Origin of the sequence: Streptomyces sp. WI03-4A, assembly GCF_033792105.1 — a bacterium.
Lineage (GTDB): Bacteria > Actinomycetota > Actinomycetes > Streptomycetales > Streptomycetaceae > Streptomyces > Streptomyces collinus_A.
Window position 1 is genome coordinate 12,767 of sequence record NZ_JARAUO010000028.1, and the last position, 16,612, is coordinate 29,378.

At 74.6% G+C, this 16,612-nt stretch carries 17 protein-coding genes; 12 read left to right on the forward strand and 5 right to left on the reverse strand.

Going from position 1 to position 16,612, the window contains the following annotated elements; all coding sequences use genetic code 11:
• Nucleotides 1-359 precede the first annotated feature (359 nt).
• The 4 genes from PV343_RS25475 to PV343_RS25490 all read left to right on the forward strand — a co-directional run bounded on the left by PV343_RS25475 (nt 360) and on the right by PV343_RS25490 (nt 2,847).
• A complete protein-coding gene (locus tag PV343_RS25475) occupies nt 360-1,253 on the forward strand; it encodes a DMT family transporter (RefSeq protein WP_319149283.1) in 894 nt (297 codons plus the stop codon).
• 341 nt (nt 1,254-1,594) lie between these two features.
• Nucleotides 1,595-2,110, forward strand: a complete 516-nt coding sequence (locus PV343_RS25480; protein ID WP_319149284.1) for an NUDIX hydrolase — start codon at nt 1,595-1,597, stop codon at nt 2,108-2,110.
• 21 nt (nt 2,111-2,131) lie between these two features.
• Nucleotides 2,132-2,524, forward strand: a complete 393-nt coding sequence (locus PV343_RS25485) for a YidH family protein (protein WP_020939045.1) — start codon at nt 2,132-2,134, stop codon at nt 2,522-2,524.
• The gene (locus PV343_RS25490) at nt 2,512-2,847 is read left to right on the forward strand and encodes a DUF202 domain-containing protein (protein ID WP_319149285.1); all 336 of its coding nucleotides are present in this window, start codon (nt 2,512-2,514) and stop codon (nt 2,845-2,847) included. The genes PV343_RS25485 and PV343_RS25490 overlap by 13 nt, the downstream gene beginning before the upstream one ends.
• Before the next feature lie 110 nt (nt 2,848-2,957).
• Here PV343_RS25490 and PV343_RS25495 read toward each other — a convergent pair whose 3' ends face one another.
• Nucleotides 2,958-3,389: a hypothetical protein gene (locus PV343_RS25495; RefSeq protein ID WP_319149286.1), complete on the reverse strand. Its 432-nt coding sequence runs from the start codon at nt 3,387-3,389 to the stop codon at nt 2,958-2,960.
• A 200-nt stretch (nt 3,390-3,589) separates the two neighbouring features.
• Here PV343_RS25495 and PV343_RS25500 point away from each other — a divergent pair, with 200 nt between their 5' ends.
• Nucleotides 3,590-4,480 (forward strand): LLM class F420-dependent oxidoreductase, encoded by an 891-nt coding sequence (locus tag PV343_RS25500; protein WP_319149287.1) that lies wholly within the window; start codon nt 3,590-3,592, stop codon nt 4,478-4,480.
• A 36-nt stretch (nt 4,481-4,516) separates the two neighbouring features.
• Here the strand turns inward: PV343_RS25500 and PV343_RS25505 are convergent, their stop codons facing one another.
• Nucleotides 4,517-5,455, reverse strand: a complete 939-nt coding sequence (locus tag PV343_RS25505; protein ID WP_319149288.1) for an NADP-dependent oxidoreductase — start codon at nt 5,453-5,455, stop codon at nt 4,517-4,519.
• A 111-nt stretch (nt 5,456-5,566) separates the two neighbouring features.
• On the opposite strand from PV343_RS25505, the gene PV343_RS25510 reads away from it, so the two are divergent.
• The 6 genes from PV343_RS25510 (at nt 5,567) to PV343_RS25535 (ending at nt 12,055) form a co-directional block, all read left to right on the forward strand.
• A complete protein-coding gene (locus PV343_RS25510) occupies nt 5,567-5,866 on the forward strand; it encodes a hypothetical protein (protein WP_319149289.1) in 300 nt (99 codons plus the stop codon).
• Between the two features lie 198 nt (nt 5,867-6,064).
• The gene (locus tag PV343_RS25515; RefSeq protein ID WP_319149290.1) at nt 6,065-7,087 is read left to right on the forward strand and encodes a phosphotransferase family protein; all 1,023 of its coding nucleotides are present in this window, start codon (nt 6,065-6,067) and stop codon (nt 7,085-7,087) included.
• Between the two features lie 6 nt (nt 7,088-7,093).
• Nucleotides 7,094-8,308 carry an acyl-CoA dehydrogenase family protein gene (locus PV343_RS25520; RefSeq protein ID WP_319149291.1) on the forward strand — a complete coding sequence of 405 codons (1,215 nt, stop codon included), beginning with the start codon at nt 7,094-7,096 and terminating at the stop codon, nt 8,306-8,308.
• Nucleotides 8,309-8,485: 177 nt separating this feature from the next.
• Complete coding sequence (locus PV343_RS25525) at nt 8,486-10,180, forward strand: helix-turn-helix domain-containing protein (RefSeq protein WP_319149292.1); 1,695 nt, start codon at nt 8,486-8,488, stop codon at nt 10,178-10,180.
• A 296-nt stretch (nt 10,181-10,476) separates the two neighbouring features.
• Nucleotides 10,477-11,838: a diaminopimelate decarboxylase gene (locus tag PV343_RS25530; protein WP_319149293.1), complete on the forward strand. Its 1,362-nt coding sequence runs from the start codon at nt 10,477-10,479 to the stop codon at nt 11,836-11,838.
• Between the two features lie 10 nt (nt 11,839-11,848).
• Nucleotides 11,849-12,055, forward strand: coding sequence for a hypothetical protein (locus PV343_RS25535; RefSeq protein ID WP_319149294.1), 207 nt, complete (start codon nt 11,849-11,851; stop codon nt 12,053-12,055).
• Nucleotides 12,056-12,075: 20 nt separating this feature from the next.
• Here the strand turns inward: PV343_RS25535 and PV343_RS25540 are convergent, their stop codons facing one another.
• The 3 genes from PV343_RS25540 to PV343_RS25550 are packed head-to-tail and all read right to left on the reverse strand — an operon-like array spanning nt 12,076 to nt 15,145.
• Nucleotides 12,076-12,669, reverse strand: a complete 594-nt coding sequence (locus PV343_RS25540; protein ID WP_319149295.1) for a TetR/AcrR family transcriptional regulator — start codon at nt 12,667-12,669, stop codon at nt 12,076-12,078.
• A 26-nt stretch (nt 12,670-12,695) separates the two neighbouring features.
• Nucleotides 12,696-14,375: a class I adenylate-forming enzyme family protein gene (locus PV343_RS25545; RefSeq protein WP_319149296.1), complete on the reverse strand. Its 1,680-nt coding sequence runs from the start codon at nt 14,373-14,375 to the stop codon at nt 12,696-12,698.
• Nucleotides 14,372-15,145, reverse strand: coding sequence for an SDR family oxidoreductase (locus PV343_RS25550; protein WP_319149297.1), 774 nt, complete (start codon nt 15,143-15,145; stop codon nt 14,372-14,374). The genes PV343_RS25545 and PV343_RS25550 overlap by 4 nt, the downstream gene beginning before the upstream one ends.
• Before the next feature lie 183 nt (nt 15,146-15,328).
• On the opposite strand from PV343_RS25550, the gene PV343_RS25555 reads away from it, so the two are divergent.
• Nucleotides 15,329-16,585, forward strand: coding sequence for a DUF1343 domain-containing protein (locus tag PV343_RS25555; protein ID WP_319149298.1), 1,257 nt, complete (start codon nt 15,329-15,331; stop codon nt 16,583-16,585).
• Nucleotides 16,586-16,612 lie beyond the last annotated feature (27 nt).

The window sequence follows — 16,612 nt, forward strand, 5'->3', positions numbered from 1 at the left end:
TGCCATCGACCGATCACGCACAGCAAACCCCCAGCCATGGATCGCGTCAAGCGGAACCGGAATGTTACCGGCTTCAACCATTCTGTCGGCAGGAGCCGCCGGAACGCGAGTGCCCTGCTCGGCGTGGTCGGGCGCGGGACACGGGCGGACCGCTGTGGCGTAGGCCATGGCGCCGTGCCCGCGTGCGGCACACCATGGCCGGACGGTCCCGCCGCCCCGGCCGACCCCGCGCCGGGGCCGGGCACCGTGACCGGGCGCCGTGTCCGGTTCCGGGTACTGTCCGGGTCAACGCCGTCCCGGAGCGCTACAGTCGGGCCCCTACGCGTCCATGGTCCGGCCGGATGATCGAGGTACGCAGCTTGTCCGTTCTGGTTCTCCTCCTCGCCGTGTGTTCGGCCTGCTGCGTGGGCTTCGGCTTCGTGCTTCAGCAGGACGCCGCCCAGAAGGCACCGCTCGGCGACTTCCTGTCGTTCCGGCTGCTCCTGGACCTCGTGCGGGTGCCGCGCTGGCTGGGCGGCATCGCCCTGATGGTGGCCGGCATGGCGCTGGGCGCCGTGGCCCTCGGCAAGGGCGAGATCTCCCTGGTGGAGCCGCTGCTCGCCACCAACCTGCTGTTCGCGCTCGCCCTGTCCCGGTACCGGACCGGCAAGTCCGTGGGCCGTCAGGGCTGGACCGGCCTGGCGCTGCTCGCGGGCGGCGTGACCGCGTTCATCCTCGCGGGCGAGCCGCGGGCCGGCAGCGCCGTCGCCGATCCGGTGCGGCACTGGCTGATCATCGGGGCGATGCTCGGCACCGCGCTGGCGCTCACGACGTACGCCAAACGGTCCCGGCTGGAGCGGGGCCCGGTCCTGCTGGCCACTGCCGCCGGGCTGCTGTACGGCGTGCAGGACGCGCTCACCCGGGTGAGCGGCACCCGCTTCTCGGAGGGCGGCCTGGCGGGACTGGTCACCGACTGGCAGCCGTACGGTGTGCTGGTGCTGGGCGTCACCGCGCTGGTCCTGGTGCAGAGCGCCTTCGAGACGGCCGAGCTGCGCATGTCGCTGCCCGCGCTCACCGCGGCCCAGCCGCTGGCCGGCATCCTGTGCGGGGTCGGCTTCCTCGGCGACCGGCTGCACACCGACACCGGGGCGCTGGCCTGGGAGGCGGCGGGGCTCGCCGCCATCGTCGCGGGCATCGTCCTGCTCGGCCTGCACCCGGCGATGCCCTGCGGCCCGGCACAGCCCCGCCCCGACCACGACCTCCAGCACCGCTGAGCCCACCGGGCGGGGGCCGGCCTCCAGCACCGCCGAGCCCGCCCGGCCGGGACCTCCGGCGGCGCTGAGCCCGAGCGGCCTGGGCCCCGGCGCCGTGGAGCCCGTCGCGCCGCGGCCGGGCCCCCGCCCCCCCGCTGGGGCCGCCCAGCCCGGGGCCTCCGGCGCCGCTGCGCCGCCCGAGAGGGACACCCGACGTCGTGCCCCGCCCGACCAGAACCTCGAGGACGGCTCAGCACACCCGGCCGCAATCCTCGGCGCCGCCGAACCCGCCCGGTCCCCGCGCGGAGCGCAGCGTGCGCCGTGGCCCGGTCGGCGTGTGGCCGGCCTGCTTGGATGCGGGCATGAATCCTGCTGACGAGATCCTCGACATCGTCGACGAGCACGACCGGGTCGTGGACCGGGTCCCGCGCGGCGAGGCGTACGCGCGGGGCCTGCGCCACCGCTGCGTCTTCGTCCAGGCCCGGGACGCGGCCGGGCGGCTGTTCGTCCACCGCCGCACCGCCACCAAGCTGGTCTTCCCCTCCCTCTACGACCTGTTCGTCGGCGGTGTCGTCGGCGCGGGCGAGTCCTACGACGAGGCGGCCCTGCGGGAGGCGGAGGAGGAGCTGGGCGTGACCGGCCTGCCCCGGCCGCGGCCGCTGTTCCGGTTCCTGTACGACGACGGGGCCGGACACAGCTGGTGGTCGGCGGTGTACGAGGTGCGCTGCGAGCTGCCGGTGCGGCCCCAGGCGGAGGAGGTCGCCTGGTACGGCTTCCTCACCGAGGACGAGGTGGCGCGGCGCCTGGACGAGTGGGAGTGGGTGCCGGACGGGCTGGCCGCCTACCAGCGGCTCGGTGAGTTCCGGTCGGCCGGGTGACGTCCCGGTAGGGTCCTGCGCGTGATCGAATTCGCGCGGAACGTACGGCTCTGGTTCGCCCCGGAGCAGGTACGGGACGAGGGCAGCACCCCCGACTACCGGTTCTCGCTGGCCAACGAGCGCACCTTCCTGGCCTGGCTGCGCACCGCGCTGGCGCTGATCGGCGGCGGCTTCGCGGTGGACCAGTTCCTGCCGGACCTGCGCTGGGCCTGGCGGGTGGGGCTCGCGCTGGCCCTGCTCGGCGCCGGGGTGCTGTGCTCACTGCGCGCGGTGAACCACTGGGTGCGCTGCGAGCGGGCGATGCGCCGCGGCGAGGACCTGCCGACGTCCCGCTTCCCCGCGGTGCTCGGCCTGGTGGTCGCGGTGGTGGCCGTCGCCATGGTCGTGGTGGTGCTGGTCGGATGGGCGGGGTGAGCGCGCCGGAGGCCGCCGGGGACCGCGATCCGGGGCTCCAGCCGGAGCGCACCCGGCTGGCCTGGCGCCGTACGACGCTGTCGAGCACCGTGGCCGCCGTCCTGGCCGTGCGGACCGCCCTGCACGGCGGGCCCACGGCCGGCGGGGTCGTGGTGTGCGCGCTGTGCTGCGCGCTCTGGCTCGGCTTCCTGTGGGTGGCCCAGCAGCGGATCCACGTCCTGGCCTCCCGGCCCCGCCCGCCCGCGCTCGCGGGCCGGCAGGCGACGGCCGCGGTGCTGTGCGCGGTGGCCCTGGCCGTCTGCGCGGCCGCGCTGGTGGTCTGACGGCCCGGCAGGTCTGACAGGTCTGCCGGTCCGGCGGGGCCGGCCGACGGGACTGACCAGCCGACGGGGCTGAAGGGCCGCCGGTCCACCGGCCGTCCGGCCGACAAGCCTCACACGAAGTCCGCGGCCGACTCCATTCTCAGCAGGACGTCCCGCCACTCCGCCCCGGACAGCTGCATCGCCACCCGGCACAGGTCGAGGGGATGCCCCGCGGCCAGGGACACGGCGATCTCCAGCACGGCCAGGTGCGGGCCCATGCTGCCGCGCTCCCGGCGGTCGTCGTCCAGCAGCTCGGGCCGCCGCAGCAGGTCCCGTAGGCGCGCCCAGTCCACCGCGGTCGGGCGGTCGTGCGGCCGCACGGCGCCCAGGGCGGGCTCCTCCGTGAACCGGCGCAGCCAGTAGCCGCCCCGGAAGGAGGCGAGGACCACCGTCGCCTTCCGCTCCTGATGGCTGCCCACTCCCTCGACAAGCTGCCGCGCCAGGACCGTCGCCTGCGGGGCCTGCAGGACGATCAGTTCGTCGGTGCCCTGATCAATGCTCATGCCGCCACTATGAGGCGGCCGGGCGGACGCGCTCCGTACGGCGCCAGTCCCCTCACGCGAACAGACCATCCGCTTTCCGTATGTCGGCACCGCAGCCCGGGCACCGGGTCACCCGCCCGGCGGAACCGGACGGCGCCCGGGCGGGCCGCCGCACGGGTCGCGCCGTGCCGTGGGCCTACGGTGGCGCCAGGAGGTGACGGATGCGGCTGGGGTTGCACGCCCTCGGCATCGGTGACGGTGCCCGCCCGGAGGTGGTCCGGGCGGTGGCCGTGGCCGCCGAGGCGCACGGGTTCGCGCGGCTGTGGTGCGGTGAGCACGTGGTGCTCGTGGACGCGCCCGTCTCCCGCTACCCGTACGCGGACGACGGCCGGATCGCCGTGCCCGCGGACGCGGACTGGCTGGACCCGCTGCTCGCCCTGACCTTCGCCGCCGCGGTCACCAGCCGGATCGAGCTGGCCACCGGCGTGCTCCTGCTGCCCGAGCACAACCCGGTCGTCATCGCCAAGCAGGCCGCCACGCTCGACGTGCTCTCGGCCGGGCGGTTCAGCCTCGGGGTCGGGGTCGGCTGGTCGGCCGAGGAGTTCGCCGCGCTCGGGGTCCCGTTCGCCGGGCGCGGGCGGCGCGCCGAGGAGTACCTGGCCGCGATGCGCGCCCTCTGGTCCGGGGACCCGGCCTCGTTCGAGGGCGAGTTCACCCGCTTCGACGCGATCCGGGTCAACCCCAAGCCGCTGCGGGGCGGCCGGCTCCCGGTCGTGGTCGGCGGCAACAGCGACGCCGCGTTGCGCCGCGCGGCCGGCCACGCCGACGGCTGGTACGGCTTCGACGTCCCGGTGGCGGAGGTCCGCTCACGGGTCGGCGTCCTCGCCGAGGAGTGCGCCCACCGCGGCCGCGCGGTGGAGGAGCTCACGATCGCCGTCGCGCTGAGCGACGGCACCCCGGAGCACCTCCCCGGACTGGCCGCGGCGGGCGTCACCGAACTCGTGGTCGTCGGCGCGCCCCCGCCCGATCCCGGCGCGGCGGCCGACTGGGTGGCGGACCTGGCCCGGACGTGGGTCCGGCGGGACGGACCGGCGGGGGCAGCGGATCGCTAGCGCTTCGCCGACGGATCGCCCGCGGGCTCGCCAGCCCTACTCGTCGGGCCAGTCCACCGTCACCACGATCTTGCCGCGGGTGCGCCCCTCCTGGTTCAGCCGGTGCGCGTCGGCCGTCCGCTCCAGCGGGAACGTCTCCTGCACGTGCACGGTGACGACGCCCTCCTCCGCGAGGCGGGCCAGCTCCGTGAGGTCCGCCGAGTCGGGGCGGACGAAGGCGTACCGGCCGCCGTAGCCGACCACGTCCGGGTCGGCGATGGACGCCAGCCGCCCCTCGGGGGCGAGCAGATTGGCGGAGATCTTCAGGGTGTCTCCGCCGATGGTGTCGAAGACCGCGTCCACGCCCTCGGGCGCCAGCGCGCGCACCCGCTCGGCCAGGCCCTCGCCGTAGGTCACCGGCTCGCCACCCAGGCTCCGGACGTAGTCGTGGTTGCGCTCGCTCGCCGTGCCGATCACCCGGGCGCCGAGGTGGACGCCGATCTGGACCGCGAGCGAGCCGACCCCGCCGGCCGCCGCGTGCACCAGCAGCGTCTCCCCGCGCTTGGCCTCCAGTACCTTGACGAGTACCTGGTAGGCGGTCAGGCCGGCCAGGGGCAGACCCGCGGCCTCCTCGAAGGACCGGTTGCGCGGCTTGCGGGCCAGGGTGCGCACCGGAGCGGCCACGTACTCGGCGAAGGTGCCCCGGGACAGGAAGTCCTCGCGGACGTAGCCGATCACCTCGTCCCCGACGGCGAACTCCGTGACCGCGGCACCGGGCTGGACCACCACCCCGCTGACGTCCCAGCCGGGGATCACCGGGAAGACGGCGTCCAGCACGCCGTCGAGGTAGCCCTCGCGGCACTTCCAGTCGACCGGGTTGACCGCGGCCGCGCGCACCTTGACCAGGACCTGGTCGGGACCCACCTTCGGGTCGCGCAGCTCGCCGTACTCCAGTACGTCGGGTCCGCCGTACCGGCTGTAGCTGATGCCTTTCATGCCCTCGACCCTCCGGGGTACTCGTGCGCCACGCAACCGGGATGCCCCGATATGTGGCCTTCGCGTGGCAGCCTGTCCGTCGTCAACCCCCGTACCCCGAAGGCGCCCATCATGACCACGCTGCACCAGGAACACACCGAGCACGCCTCGCACAGCCACGGTCCCGACTGCGGGCACACGGCCGTGCCGCACGGCGACCACCTCGACTACGCCCACGACGGCCACCTGCACCGCGAGCACGGCGGCCACTGGGACGAGTGCGAGCCGGCCGGGCACATCGCGCACGAGGGGCACGAGCACGTCCACCACGACGAGTGCGGCCACGCGCAGGTGCGGCACGGCGACCATGTGGACTACCTGCACGACGGGCACCGGCACGCCGAGCACGGGGACCACTGGGACGACCACTGACCCCTGCGCCCCGCCCCCTGGTCCCTGAACCCGGCGCACGGCCGGGTCCGGCGGCCCCCCGGCAGCGCGCCGGGGAGCCGCCGTCCTAGGGTGGCCCCTGTCACGTTTCCCCCCGGGTCGAGCCCGCGCACTGGACGGCATACCGACCGGTCGGCATCATTGGTCGCGTTCCTGTTCGCCCGTTCGTGGGAGTGATGTATGAGCGCCGACCACCCGCCAGGACTCGACCTCGACCGGCTGCGCGGCCTGCTGGAGCGTGAACGGCCCGGCCTGGTGAACGGCCCGCTGTCCGGCCGGCTGATCGAGGGCGGACGGTCCAACCTCACCTACATGCTCTCCGACGGCACCGCGAAGTGGGTCGTCCGCCGGCCCCCGCTCGGCCATGTGCTGGCCACCGCGCACGACATGCGGCGCGAGCACCGGGTGATCAGCGCGCTGCACCCGACGGACGTGCCGGTCCCCCGCCCGGTGCTGCTGTGCGAGGACGAGGAGGTGCTCGGGGCGCCGTTCTACGTCATGGAGTTCGTCGAGGGCACCCCGTACCGCACCGCCCAGCAGCTCGCCCCGCTCGGTCCGGAGCGCACCCGCGACGCGGTGCTGTCCCTGGTGGACACCCTGGTCGAGCTGCACGCGGTGGACCCCGACGAGGTGGGCCTCGCCGACTTCGGCCGGCCGGAGGGCTTCCTCGACCGCCAGCTGCGCCGCTGGGGCAAGCAGCTCGACGCCTCCCGCAACCGCGAGCTGCCCGGCATCGACGAACTGCACGCGGCCCTCGGCCGGGAGCTGCCCACCTCCCCCGCCGCCACGGTCGTCCACGGCGACTACCGGCTGGACAACGTCCTGATCGGGGACGACGACCGGATCACGGCGATCCTCGACTGGGAGATGTCGACCCTCGGCGACCCGCTCACCGACCTCGGCCTGCTGGTGATGTACAGCGCGCCGCTCGGCATGCCGCACTCCCCCGTCTCCACCACCGCCGAGGCGCCCGGACACCCGTCCCCGCGGGAGCTGATCGAGCGGTACGCCACGCGCTCGGGACGCGACGTCTCGGCCGTCTCCTGGTACACGGCCTTCGCCTGGTTCAAGCTCGCCGTGATCCTGGAGGGCATCCACTACCGGTACACGCTCGGCCAGACGGTCGGGCGCGGCTTCGACCGCATCGGTGAACTCGTGCCGGTCTTCATCGACCACGGACTGACGACTCTTCAGGAAGGCTGACCGGACATGGACTTCGCGTTCGACGCGCGCACCGAGGAACTGCGGGACAGGCTCCTCGCCTTCATGGACGAGCACGTGTACCCGGCCGAGCCGGTGGCCGAGGAGCAGCGGGCCGCGCTCGACTCCCCCTGGGACACCCCGGCCGTGGTCGAGGACCTGAAGGCGGAGGCGCGCAGGCAGGGCCTGTGGAACCTCTTCCTGCCGGACGCCGAGTACGGCGCCGGTCTGACGAACCTCCAGTACGCGCCGCTCGCCGAGATCACCGGCCGCTCCCCGCACCTCGCGCCCACGGCCCTGAACTGCGCGGCTCCGGACACCGGCAACATGGAGGTGCTCGCGCAGTTCGGCGACGAGCGGCAGCGCAAGCAGTGGCTGGAGCCGCTGCTCGCCGGTGAGATCCGCTCGGCGTTCGCGATGACCGAGCCGGAGGTCGCCTCGGCGGACGCCACCAACATCACCACGCTGATCGAGCGCGACGGCGACGAGTACGTCGTCACCGGCCGCAAGTGGTACATCTCCGGGGCGATGAACCCGGACTGCAAGATCTTCATCGTGATGGGCAAGACCGACCCGGACGGGGCGGACATCCGCCGTCAGCAGTCCATGGTGCTCGTCCCCCGCGACACGCCGGGGGTCACCGTCAAGCGCGCCATGAAGGTGTTCGGCTACGAGGACCACTCGCACGGCGGTCACGCCGAGGTCGTCTTCGACCACGCGCGCGTGCCGGTCACCAACCTGATCGGCGAGGAGGGCGGCGGCTTCGCCATCGCCCAGGCCCGGCTCGGCCCCGGGCGCATCCACCACTGCATGCGGCTGATCGGCATGGCCGAGCGGGCCATCGAGCTGATGTGCCGGCGCGCGGTGTCGCGCACCGCCTTCGGCAAGGCGCTCGCCCAGCAGGGCGTGGTGCAGAACTGGATCGCCGACGCCCGGGTGACGGTGGAGCAGTTGCGGCTGCTGGTGCTGAAGACGGCCTGGCTGATGGACACCGTCGGCAACAGGGGCGCCCACACCGAGATCCAGGCCATCAAGATCGCCACGCCGCGCGCGGTGGTCGACATCATCGACCGTGCGATCCAGCTGCACGGCGCGGGCGGGGTGAGCCAGGACTTCCCGCTGGCCGACCTGTACGCGGGGGCGCGCACCCTGATGATCGCCGACGGGCCGGACGAGGTGCACCAGCGGTCGCTGGCTCGCAGGGAGCTGAAGAAGTACCTGTGACGGGCGGCGCCGCCGCCTCGTGCGGGGCGTGGCCGCCGGGCGGGCCGTGGTCTTCGCGGCGTGCGTGGCCGCCGGGCGGGCCGTGGCCTCCGTGCGCCGTTGAGCGCGCGGCCGGCATGTGATGTCGTACCCCTGCCGGGGCCGGCACGGCGGCCGGCGGACCGAGGAGGGGGCGGCGTGACGGACCTGCGGGAACAGCCGGAGTGGGGCAGGGCCGCGGAGTCCCGGGTGACGCTGGAGCGGCTGCTCTCCGTCGTGGGCTCGGGGGTCCTGGAACTGGACACGGCACCGGCCGGGCTCTCGGTGCCCGTCGGCGGGGTCGGGGTGCTGGACGCTCTGGACCCCGAGATCAGACACGGGGTGCTTTTACTGGCCGTGGGCGTCGACCCCGGATCGGCGCAGGCGCTGGACGTCCTGCGCCGGGCCGGCGCGGCGGGAGCCACCGGGGTGGTGTTCGGCCCCGACCGGCCCGGCGGGGCCGCGGCCGCGCTGCGGCCGGTCGCCGAGCGGGCCGGTACGGCGGTGCTGTTCCGCACCGCCTGGTGCCCCTGGGACCAGCTCGTGGGCGTCCTGCGGTCCGGGCTGGCCTCGGCGGGGGCACCGCCGGTGCCGGGGGTGCCCGGACCGGCCCTGGGCGACCTCGACGGCCTGGCCGACGCGGTGGCCGCCCTGGTCGGCGGCTCGGTGACGATCGAGGACACCGAGTCCCGGGTCCTCGCGCACTCCTCGACCGAGGAGAACGTCGACGAGATGCGCCGGCTGACCATCCTGGGGCGGCGCGTCCCGCCGTGGCGCGTGGCCGCCATGCGCGAGGCGGGGCTGTTCCGCGCCCTGTGGACGACGGACGACGTGCTGCACCGGCGGGCCCAGGGGGACGATCCGGAGCGGCTGGTGTGCGCGGTCCGGTCGGGCGGCGAGGTGCTGGGCTCCCTCTGGGTGGCCGCCATCGCCGGCCGGCCCCTGGCGCCGAACGCGGCGCAGGCCCTGCGGGCCGCGTCCCGGGCGGCCGCCGCCCACCTGCTCCACCACCGCACGCGCGGTGCCGACAGCCGGCTGGTGGAGGACGCGGCGCGGGCGCTGCTGGAGGAGCGCGGCTCGGCCGAACTGCTCGCCGACCGCATGGCGCTGCCGGCGCAGGAGCCCTGCGCCGTGCTCGCCGTCGGCCTCGGCGACCGCGCCCCCCTGGGGGCGCCGTCCGAGAATCCCGCGCGGCTGTACGGCCTGCTCGGCCTGCACTGCGCCGGGTTCGGCCACCGGGCCGTGGTGGTGCCGGCGGGCGGCCGGGCCCTGGTCCTGGTCGGCGCGCTGGAGCGGGACCCGGAGGCGGCCCGCGAGCAGGTGACGAAGCTCGGCAGGTCGCTGGCCGCGCAGCTGACCGCCGCGACCGGCGGGCAGGTGCGCGTGGGCCTCGGCGAGGCGGTGCCGTCGCTGGCGGCGGCGGCCGGGTCGCGCCGGGACGCCGAACAGGCGCTGCGGGCCCTCCAGGGCGCGGCGGACGGCCGGAGCGTGGCGCGGGTGGCGGACGTGGCGGACGCGATCGGCATCCTCCAGGTGGTCGAGGCGCTGCGCGACGTACGCCTGCCGACGGGGACGTCGGTGGAGCGGCTGGCCGTGTCCGACGCGGAGCAGGGCGGCAGCCTCGTCGAGACCCTGCGGGCCTATCTGGACCACTTCGGCGACGTGTCCGCGGCCGCGCGCAGCCTGTCGCTGCACCCCAACAGCCTGCGTTACCGGCTGGGCCGGATCACCAAGCTCTCCGGGCTCGACCTCGACAGCCCGGACGCCCGCCTGCTGGCACAGCTGCAACTGCGGCTGCGCGGGCAGGCGGGCGACGAGGCGGGGCCGGAGTCGGGGGCCACGGCGCGGCCGTGACGAGGCGGGCGGCCGTCCGCTCGCCGGTCCGCCCTCGTGCGCCCCTTGATCCGGCGCTTCGTCCGCCACTTAGCCCCCCGCCCGCCCCTTCGTCCGTCCGCACCACGGAAGGGCGCCGTCCTCGTGGGCGCGCACAACGGGCGGCCCGGGTCGTGGGGCGGTACGGCCCCTCCACCGTCGCGGCCGGGGTGTCTCTGCCGAACCGACGAAGACGGGCGGCGGGTGCGGCGGGAAGTCTGGGGAGGTGTCCGGGGAGCGGTTCCCCGGGCGGCGACCACGACCCCGGAAGGCTCACCATGACCGCTGTGAACCCCGCCGCCGCACGGCGTGAACGCATCCTCCAGGAGGCCGTACGGCAAGGACTGCTCGACCCGGAGCGGGCCCTGCTGGCCGCCTTCGTCGACCTGGACGGGGTCGAGGTCACGGTCGGAGACCTGCGGGACTCCTTCCCCGGTCCGCCCGAACTGCCGGGTGTGCTGCACACGTTCGCCGCCAAGGCGAACTGCCTGGTGCCCGTGCTCGCGGAGCTGGCCGGGCTCGGCATGGGCTGCGAGGTGGCGACCGCGGGCGAGCTGGCCCGGGCGCTGGCCGCCGGCTTCCCCGCCGAACGGATCGTGTTCGACGCCCCGGCCAAGACCCGGACGGAGCTGGAGCGGGCCCTGGCCCTCGGGGTGTCCGTCAACGCGGACAACTTCCAGGAGCTGGAGCGGATCGCGGAGATCCTGGCGCACCGCCCCTCGGCGTCACGGATCGGCGTGCGGCTCAACTGCCAGGTCGGCGGTGGCGCCATCGCCGCGATGAGCACGGCCACCAGCACCTCGAAGTTCGGTGTCCCGCTGGGCGACCCGGGCAACCGGGAGCGGCTGCTGCGGGCGTTCGCCGAACACCCCTGGCTGTCCTGGGTGCACACGCACACCGGGTCCCAGGGCTGCCCGCTCGACCTCATGGCCCGCGGGGTGGCGCAGGCGGTGGATTTCGCCGACGAGGTCGTGGCGGCCTTCGGGCCCGGCCGGGTCGCGGGCATCGACATCGGCGGCGGGCTGCCGGTCAACTTCGCCGACGACGCGTTCACGCCCACGTTCGCGGAGTACGTCGGGCAGCTGCGCGCCCACGCCCCCGGCCTGTTCGCGGGCCGGTACGAGGTGGTCACCGAGTTCGGCCGCTCGCTGCTCGCCAAGAACGGCTTCATGGCGGCGTACGTCGAGTACACCAAGACGGCCGGGGGCCGCCCGATCGCCGTCACCCACGCGGGCGTGCAGGTGGCCACCCGGACCGTGTTCGGGCCCGACGCCTGGCCGCTGCGGATCGAGGCGCACGCCGGCGACGGCACGGCCAAGGCGGGCCGCGCGGTGCGCCAGGACGTCGCGGGCCCCGCGTGCTTCGCCGGCGACCTGCTGGCCCGTGACCGCGCGCTGCCCCCGCTGCACCCCGGCGACCTGATCGTCGTCCCGGACACCGGCGCCTACTACTTCTCGACGCCGTTCCACTACAACAGCCTGCCCGAGCCGGCGGTGCACGGGGTCCGGGTGCTCGCGGACGGCCGGGTCGACTTCACGCTCGTCCGTCCCGCGCAGGACCCGTGGCTGCTCTCGGACCGCGACGGCGTGCGGGTGCGGCCGCGGGAGTCGGTGGGCGCCGCGGCCCACGGCATCGGCTGAGGAGGCCGGGGTGCACCGGTCCGACCGCACGCGGCCCGAACGGGACGGGCCGCTCCTCACTCAGCGGGCCGCCCTGGTCTTCCTGCTGGCGGCGCTGGCCGGCGTCGGCGCCGCCGTCCTGGCGGCGCTGGCGGGCAACGCGTGGCCGGTCGCGGTGAGCATGGGCTGCGGCGCGGCCGTCACCGGCGTGATGTTCTTCAAGGAGATCATCGGCTAGCGCCGCGGCCGGGACCCCTGCTACGGCCTCAGCGCCCGCAGCAGCAGGTCGGCCAGGTGGTCGGCGACCTGCTGGGGGGTGAGGGGGCCGCCGGGGCGGTACCAGGTCGACAGGTGGTGGACCGAGCCGAAGTGGTAGTCCACGACCAGGTCGGCCGGGGTCGCCGTGGAGAAGACGCCCTCGCGCTGGCCCTCCTCGATCAGCGCGCGGAAGCGTTCGTGGTAGCGCCGGCGCTCCGCGCGCACCTGCTTGTTCTTCTCCGGGCTGAGCTGGTGCATGGAGCGGAAGAAGATCATCGCGTCGTCGAGGTTCTCGATCGTCGTGACCACGACGTCCGCCGCCGCGGCCCTGAGCCGCTTCTCGACCGGCTCGTCGGCGCCCGCGAACGCGTCGAGCCGCTCCTGCTGGACGCGCAGCACGCGTGCGTACACCTCGTGCAGCAGGTCGTCCTTGGAGCCGAAGTAGTGGTAGAGCGCCCCCTTGGTGACGCCGGCCGCCTCCACGATCTCCTGCACCGAGGTGCGGTCGTATCCCTGCTCGGCGAAGAGGCGGGTGGCGGCGTCCAGCAGCCGCTGCGGAACGGGGGTCCCGTCTCCGTCCGTCGTCCTGGGCACTGCCGCCACCTGCCTTTCCGTCGTGTCTACTGACTGTCGTCGGCGCTGTCCCGCGCGCGGGAGCGCAGTTCCCGCCGGAGGATCTTCCCACTTGCCGTCTTCGGCAGGTCGGGCAGGATCTCCACCTGGCGGGGGTATTTGTAGGCGGCCAGTCTCTCCTTGCAGTACGCCGCCAGTTCATCCGGGTCCGTGTCGCTGTCCGGGCGCAGGCTGATGTAGGCGCGTACGGTCTCCCCGCGGTAGCCGTCGGGGACGCCGACCACGGCCGCCTCGCGTACCGCCGGATGGGTGTAGAGGACGTCCTCGACCTCGCGGGGCCACACCTTGAAGCCGGACGCGTTGATCATGTCCTTCTTGCGGTCCACGACGTAGAGCCAGCCCTGCGGGTCCATGAACCCTATGTCGCCGGTGCGCAGCTCGCCGTCCGGGAAGGTCTCGGCGGTGGCGTCGGGCCGCCGCCAGTAGCCGGGCACCACCTGGGGCCCGCGCACGACGATCTCGCCGGGTTCGCCGAGGGGTACCTCCTCGCCCCGGTCGTCCAGGACGCGCACCAGGGTGTCGGCGCCGGGCAGGCCGACGGACAGCGTCCCCGAGCCCGGGTCGACGGGTGCCTCCAGGCCGGGCGGGACGGAGGCGCAGGGCGCGGTGCACTCGGTGAGGCCGTAGCCGACCCGGATGTAGGGCCCGAAGCGCTCGCGGAACCGTTCCACCAGGGCCGGGGGCACGGGGGCGCCGCCCGAGGAGATGTTGACGAAGGAGGCGAAGTGCGCGCGGGTGACGGCCGGGTGGGCGGCCAGCGCCATGAAGGCGGTGGACGGGCCGACGGTGTAGTGCGGCCGGTGCTCGGCGAACGCCTCCAGGACGACGCCGGGCTCGAAGCGGTACGTCAGCACCAGGGTGCCCACGCCGGCCAGACAGGCGCCGAACTGGCACACCATGCCGGTGATGTGGAACAGGGGTGCGAGGGCGTAGTAGACGGGCGCGTCGGGCAGGCCGAGCCCCGTTCGCTGGCGCTCGGCGTTGTGCATGATGTTGGCGTGCGTGTTGGTGGCGCCCTTGGGGGTGCCGCTGGTGCCCGAGGTGTAGCTGATCAGGGCGATGTCGCCGGGGCGGGGGGCGCGGTCCGCTGGCGCCCTCCCGCCCTGCCGGGCGACGGCCGCGAGGTCGTCGGTGTCGGCCGGCCGGGGCAGCCGCTCGAAGGCGAGCACGCGCGCGTCGTCCCGGGTCTGGAAGTCGCGTTCGCACGCGGTGAGCACGATCCGCACCGGCGAGCCGGCCGCCGTGTCGCGCAGGTACGACTCCCAGGCCCGGTCGGAGCAGACCAGGGCGGTCACCTCGGCGTCCCGCAGCACGTGGGCGACCTCGGCCGACTTGTACATGGGGTTGACGGGCACGACGGTCGCGCCCGCCTTCCAGGCGCCGAGCACGGCCAGCACGAAGTGCGGGGAGTTCTGCAGCAGGACGGCGACCCGGTCGCCGCGCCGCACACCGCGCTCGGCGAGGTGGGCGGCCAGCGAGTCGGTCAGGGCGTCCGTCTCGCGGTAGGAGAGGCGGGCGTCGAAGTAGGCGAGGAAGGCGCGGTCGGGGGCCTCGGCGACCGCCTCGCGCAGGGCGTGCACGAGGGAGTCGGCGGGGGTGACCGGGGCGCGCTGGGCGTCGGTGAGCAGGGCCAGCCAGGGGCGGGCCGCGTAGGGGGAGGCGGTCACCGGCCGGCCTCCCACTTGCGCTGGAGGTGGTTCATGCCGGCCAGCCACCGGCCGGTGTCGGCGGCCCGCGCCTGGTAGTACTCGGCGACCTCGGGGTGCGGCAGGATCAGGAAGCGGTCCTCCTCGATGCCCCGGAAGAGGGCTTCGGCCACGTCGTCCGGCTCGATCGCGCTGGGCCGGAGCACCAGGTCGCCGGCGCTGCCGGTGGCGGCCAGCATGTCGGTGCGCACGCCCTGGGGGCAGACGGCGTGGACCCGTACGCCGCGGTGGCGGTAGGTGAGGGAGAGCCATTCGGCGAAGGCCAGCGCGCCGTGCTTGGTGACGGCGTAGGAGGGGGCGCCGATCATGGTGAGGAGCCCGGCGGCGGAGACGGTCGAGACGAACCGGCCGCTCCCGCGCTCCAGCCACGCGGGCAGCAGCGCGTGGGCGGCGCGGACGTGGGCCATCACGTTGACGTCCCAGGACAGGGCCCAGGAGCGCTCGTCGAGCGGTTCCCCGGCGCCCGCGTCCTCGAAGGCGACGCCCGCGTTGGCGCAGTAGACGTCCACGGTGCCGCCGAGCGCGTCACGGGCGTCGGCGACGATCGCGGAGGCGTCTCCGGGGACGGCGGTGCCGCCGATCTCCGCCGCGACGGCCTTGGCCTTCTCGGCGTCCAGGTCGTTCACGACGACACGGGCGCCGGCCGCGGCGAACCGGCGGGCCAGCGCGGCCCCGATCCCCCCGCCGGCTCCGGTGACCACCACTCCCGCATCCTGCACGGCTTCCACCATCGGTCTCCTTCGACACGGCACGACTGGGCTCGGCGACGACCAGACTAACCGGTCGGTATGTGTGAGGGAAGGGGAACTGTCCCAACCTCAAAGGGCACGGTGCCACCACGTTCCCCCGGCGGCGCCGCGCGAGCGCGACCCGGCACCGACGTCCCGCACGTTCCCCACGACGGAGGCAACCCCATGCGCCTGTCCCGACGGAACCTACTCGCCTCGGCCACGCTGGCGGCCTCGGCCTCGATGGCGGCCGTTCCCGTCCTCTCCCCCCACCGCGCCGGCCCCCGGCACCGCGCACCCCTGCGCACCGGGTTCGAGAGACTCGCGGCCGACGGGTACGCCGCGCTCGGCGGCCGGCGCGTCGGCGTCGTCACCAACCCCACCGGCGTCACCCGGGACGCCCGGCACATCGTCGACGTCATGCACCAGGACCCCCGCGTCCGGCTGACCGCGGTGTTCGGCCCGGAGCACGGCTTCCGCGGCACCGCCCAGGCGGGTGGCTCCGAGGGCCGCTACGACGACCCGGCGACCGGCCTGCCGGTCTACGACACGTACCTCAAGAGCGGCCGGCCGCTCGCCGACGTGTTCACCGCGTCCGGCGTCGACACGGTCGTCTTCGACATCCAGGACGTGGGCGCCCGCTTCTACACGTACATCTGGACGCTCTACGACTGCATGGAGGCGGCCGCGCTCGCGGGCAAGCGGTTCGTCGTGCTGGACCGCCCGAACCCGGTGACCGGCCGGGCGGCCGAGGGGCCGGTGCTGCACAAGGAGTTCGCCACGTTCGTCGGCCGGCAGCCGATCTCGCAGGCGCACGGCATGACGGTCGCCGAGCTGGCCCGGCTGTTCAACGGGGAGTTCCTGACCACGCCCGTCCCGCTGGAGACCGTACGGATGACCGGCTGGAAGCGCGACGCGTTCTACGACGCCTCCGGCCTGCCCTGGGTGCCGCCGAGCCCGAACATGCCGACGCCGGACACCGCGCTGGTCTACTCGGGCACCTGCATGTTCGAGGGGACCAACCTCTCCGAGGGGCGCGGCACCACCCGGCCCTTCGAACTGCTCGGCGCCGAGGGCATCGACGGGCGTTGGGCCGCCGCGGCCGGTGAACTGGGGCTGCCGGGCGTGCGGTTCCGGGAGGCGTACTTCGCGCCCACCTTCTCCAAGTTCCAGGGCAAGACCGTCGGCGGTGTGCAGATCCACGTGCACGACCGCGCCGCCTACGACCCCGTGCGCACCGGGATCGCGCTGCTGGTGACCGCCCGGAAGGTCTGGGACGGCTTCGCCTGGCGCCCGGACGACTGGATCGACAAGCTCACCGGCTCCGGCCGGGTGCGCACGATGATCGACGCGGGGGCCGGTGTGGACGAGGTGACCGGCGCCTGGCAGACGGAGCTCGCGGCGTTCCGCCGGGTCCGGGAGGGATACCTGCTCTACAAGTGACCCGCACGGTATGGCCAACTCTGCCCC

What these genes read in the sequence shown, in the direction of transcription:
- PV343_RS25500 (WP_319149287.1), top strand. Translation starts at nt 3,590, where the DNA reads ATGCGGCTGGGGTTGCACGCCCTCGGCATCGGTGACGGTGCCCGCCCG.
- PV343_RS25505 (WP_319149288.1), bottom strand. Translation starts at nt 5,455, where the DNA reads ATGAAAGGCATCAGCTACAGCCGGTACGGCGGACCCGACGTACTGGAG.
- PV343_RS25480 (WP_319149284.1), top strand. Translation starts at nt 1,595, where the DNA reads ATGAATCCTGCTGACGAGATCCTCGACATCGTCGACGAGCACGACCGG.
- PV343_RS25530 (WP_319149293.1), top strand. Translation starts at nt 10,477, where the DNA reads ATGACCGCTGTGAACCCCGCCGCCGCACGGCGTGAACGCATCCTCCAG.
- PV343_RS25515 (WP_319149290.1), top strand. Translation starts at nt 6,065, where the DNA reads ATGAGCGCCGACCACCCGCCAGGACTCGACCTCGACCGGCTGCGCGGC.
- PV343_RS25520 (WP_319149291.1), top strand. Translation starts at nt 7,094, where the DNA reads ATGGACTTCGCGTTCGACGCGCGCACCGAGGAACTGCGGGACAGGCTC.
- PV343_RS25495 (WP_319149286.1), bottom strand. Translation starts at nt 3,389, where the DNA reads ATGAGCATTGATCAGGGCACCGACGAACTGATCGTCCTGCAGGCCCCG.
- PV343_RS25510 (WP_319149289.1), top strand. Translation starts at nt 5,567, where the DNA reads ATGACCACGCTGCACCAGGAACACACCGAGCACGCCTCGCACAGCCAC.
- PV343_RS25490 (WP_319149285.1), top strand. Translation starts at nt 2,512, where the DNA reads ATGGGCGGGGTGAGCGCGCCGGAGGCCGCCGGGGACCGCGATCCGGGG.
- PV343_RS25555 (WP_319149298.1), top strand. Translation starts at nt 15,329, where the DNA reads ATGCGCCTGTCCCGACGGAACCTACTCGCCTCGGCCACGCTGGCGGCC.
- PV343_RS25550 (WP_319149297.1), bottom strand. Translation starts at nt 15,145, where the DNA reads ATGGTGGAAGCCGTGCAGGATGCGGGAGTGGTGGTCACCGGAGCCGGC.